The 2,931-nt window shown below is 70.9% G+C and carries 2 protein-coding genes and 1 pseudogene; 1 reads left to right on the top strand and 2 read right to left on the bottom strand.

Features of this window, described 5'->3' with window-relative positions; translation table 11 throughout:
- Both QN345_RS17555 and cofE read right to left on the bottom strand, forming a co-directional pair.
- Window positions 1-328 (bottom strand): annotated as a pseudogene (locus QN345_RS17555) (2-phospho-L-lactate guanylyltransferase); the annotation flags it as partial.
- Window positions 325-1,224 (bottom strand): coenzyme F420-0:L-glutamate ligase, encoded by a 900-nt coding sequence (gene cofE / locus QN345_RS17550; protein ID WP_322189115.1) that lies wholly within the window; start codon window positions 1,222-1,224, stop codon window positions 325-327. The gene cofE and the pseudogene QN345_RS17555, both read right to left, overlap by 4 nt.
- Window positions 1,225-1,423: 199 nt before the next feature.
- Here cofE and QN345_RS17545 point away from each other — a divergent pair.
- Window positions 1,424-2,931, top strand: a 1,508-nt coding sequence (locus QN345_RS17545; RefSeq protein WP_323508976.1) for a fructose-specific PTS transporter subunit EIIC, incomplete at its 3' end; no start/stop codon positions are given.

Genomic DNA, 2,931 nt, shown 5'->3' with positions numbered 1-2,931 from the left:
CAGGCAGGTCTCCGGTGATGACGGCGCGGTGCGCAGCGGGGAACTCCGCAGCGGCCGCGGCCAGTCCCACGTCGATCGCGGCGTTGAGCGGGTCGACCGGGTCCCGAACCTCGGCGACGATGTGCGCGCCCAGGCGGGCGAGTCGCGCGCCGAGGACGGTGTCCCCGGTCACGACGAAGACGGCAAGGACCGGGGCGGCTGCGGCGAGGGCAGCAACGGTGTCGAGGGCGAACGCGTCGGCGAGCTCGGCACGGTCCGGGCCGGCGCCGCCGAGGCGTGTCTTCGCGCCAGGGTTTCCCTTGACCGGAACCACGACCACCCAGCTCACGGCAGGTCGGCTTCCGCGGCGGTGAGTCCGGCGGCCAGTCCGGCCGCGTAGCCCCTGGTGTAGCCGAGGGCCTCGGCCTCCGCGCTGCCGAGCCGGAACATGTCGGTCTCGCTCGGGCGCAGCAGAATAGCCGCCCCGCGATCGACAACACCCGATCCGGCGGTGACGGGGTCAGCGGCCGGGAGCGGCAGGACCAGCCGGCCGAGCCCCCGGATCACGGCGACCGGGTTGCCGCTCGCCTTGCCCTTGACGAGGTCGGCGGCGCCGGCGATCTCGTCGCCGACGGCGGGCGCGGTGACGTTGAGGAGTTTGCCGGCGGCATCCGTCGTGCCGCGCAGGTCGTCGAGCACGGCGACGCCGGCCGCGCCGATCGCGATGTCGGTCTGGCCCTCGCGCCAGGGGCGCCCAGCGGTGTCGGTGATGATGACACCGAGGCGGAGCCCGGTGCGTGCCCGCACCGCGGCGCAGAGGGCGCGGGCGGAGGCATCCGGATCGGCCGGAAGGAGCAGCACGAAGCCCTCGGGGGTGTTGCTCGCGTCGACGCCGGCCGCGGCCATCACGAGGCCCTGCCGGTTCTCGACGATGCGGGTCACGCCACCCGGGTACGCGCGGGTCGCGACGACACGCACGGTCTCCTCGGTGATCGCCTGCTCGCGGTCGGCCGCCGCGCGCAGGCGGCCCTCGGCCTTGGAGACGATCTTGCTCGTGACCGCGAGGATGTCGCCGTCACTCAGCAGGGTGCCCCCAGCGACTCCGGCGGCCGCGACTTCTGCAGCGGCGAGGATCAGCCCGGCGAGGTCGGCGCCCGCCGCGACCTCGGGAATCCCCTCGAGGGCGAAAACGCTCAGTTCGCCGCGCACCGGTCCCGCTTTCCGCTCATCCTTCGATCCTGTCACGTCCCGTAACCGCCCGGAGGTCCCGGCTCTTCCCGACTCGTCGCAGATCGAAGTTCCCACGTCACGTGAACGTCGATGTGCGACACCTCACGAGCCACCCTCGTTCGCGGGGCGAAATAAAGTTAGTTAAGCTTATGAAATTGAGCTGCGGTGTTCACGGAGATTCCGGTCGACCTCGGCCCGGAAGGACTCTCGAGCCATGCCCGAACCCCTCACCGCGACAACAGCACCACATCGACTCCTGATCCTGGGCCTCACGGCCTGCCCCACCGGCATCGCGCACACCTACATGGCTGCCGAGAAGCTATCGGCCGCGGCGGCCGAACTCGGCTATGACATGAAGGTCGAGACGCATGGCTCCGTCGGCGTCGAAGGCGCCTTCAGCCCGGCCGACATCGACCGTGCCGACGCCGTCGTGATCGCGGCAGACACCAGGATCGACCCGTCACGCTTCGCGGGCAAGCGGATCATCTCCGTCGGGGTGGCCGACGGCATCCACCGCCCTGCCGCTTTGATCCGGGAGGCCCTCGCCGCCGCGCCGTCAGCGGCCGCCGACGGACCCGACGGCTCGGCCGGGAATACCCCCGCCCCGACCACCGGCAGGTCAGACGTCGGCGGCACCCTGTACCGCGCCCTGATGAACGGCGTCTCCTACATGATCCCGTTCGTCGTGGTCGGCGGGCTGCTGATCGCCATCTCGCTCTCCCTCGGCGGCGAGGCGACCCCGAAGGGTCTCGTCATCCCGGAGGGCAGCTTCTGGTTGACGATCAACCAGATCGGCGTGCTCGGCTTCACCCTGATGGTGCCGATCCTCTCCGGGTTCATCGCCTACGCGATCGCCGACCGGCCCGGGCTCGCGCCGGGCATGATCTGCGGCTGGATCGCCACGACAGGGTCGTTCTACCACTCCGAGTCCGGCGCCGGCTTCATCGGCGGCATCGTCACCGGGTTCCTCGTCGGTTTCGTCGCCCTCGGCATCAAGAAAATCCCCGTGCACCGGTACATCAAGCCGATCATGCCGATCCTCGTGATCCCCGTGCTCACCACCGTGATCGTCGGCGGCGCCTTCGTGCTCGCCCTCGGCCAGCCGATCAGCTGGGTCTTCTCCACCATGAGCACGTTCCTCACCGGCCTGCAGGGCGGCAGCGCGATCGTGCTCGGCCTGATCCTCGGCGCCATGGTCGCCTTCGACATGGGCGGCCCGGTCAACAAGACCGCGTTCCTCTTCGGCAGCGCCCTGATCGCGACAGGGAACCCCGCCCCGATGGGCATGGTCGCCGCCGCGATCGCCGTCCCGCCGCTCGGGATGGGCCTGGCCACCCTGATCCGCGGCCGCTACTTCTCCAAGCCGGAGCGTGAGGCCGGGATCGCCGCCCTGTTCATGGGGTTCTTCGGCATCACAGAAGGCGCCATCCCGCTCGCCGCCGCCAAGCCGCTGCAGGTCATCCCCGCGAACATGCTCGGCGGAGCCGTCGCCGGCGGCATCGCAGCCCTCTTCGCGGTCACCGACTCCGTGCCGCACGGCGGACCGATCGTCGCCGTCTTCGGCGCCGTCTCCGGGGTGCCGATGTACTTCGCGGCCCTGCTCATCGGTGCCGTCGTCACCGCCCTCGTCTCCCTGCTGCTCCTCGGAATGTCCGCGCGCAGGGCCGAACGCCACACGCGGCAGGCCGCCGCGGAGACATCCGTCTCGACGGCACCACAGGC

Origin of the sequence: Cryobacterium sp. 10I1 (genome assembly GCF_035019805.1) — a bacterium.
Classification (GTDB): domain Bacteria; phylum Actinomycetota; class Actinomycetes; order Actinomycetales; family Microbacteriaceae; genus Cryobacterium; species Cryobacterium glucosi.
The sequence above is the reverse complement of the archived record's forward strand: the minus strand, read 5'-3'. Positions and strand labels throughout refer to the sequence as shown.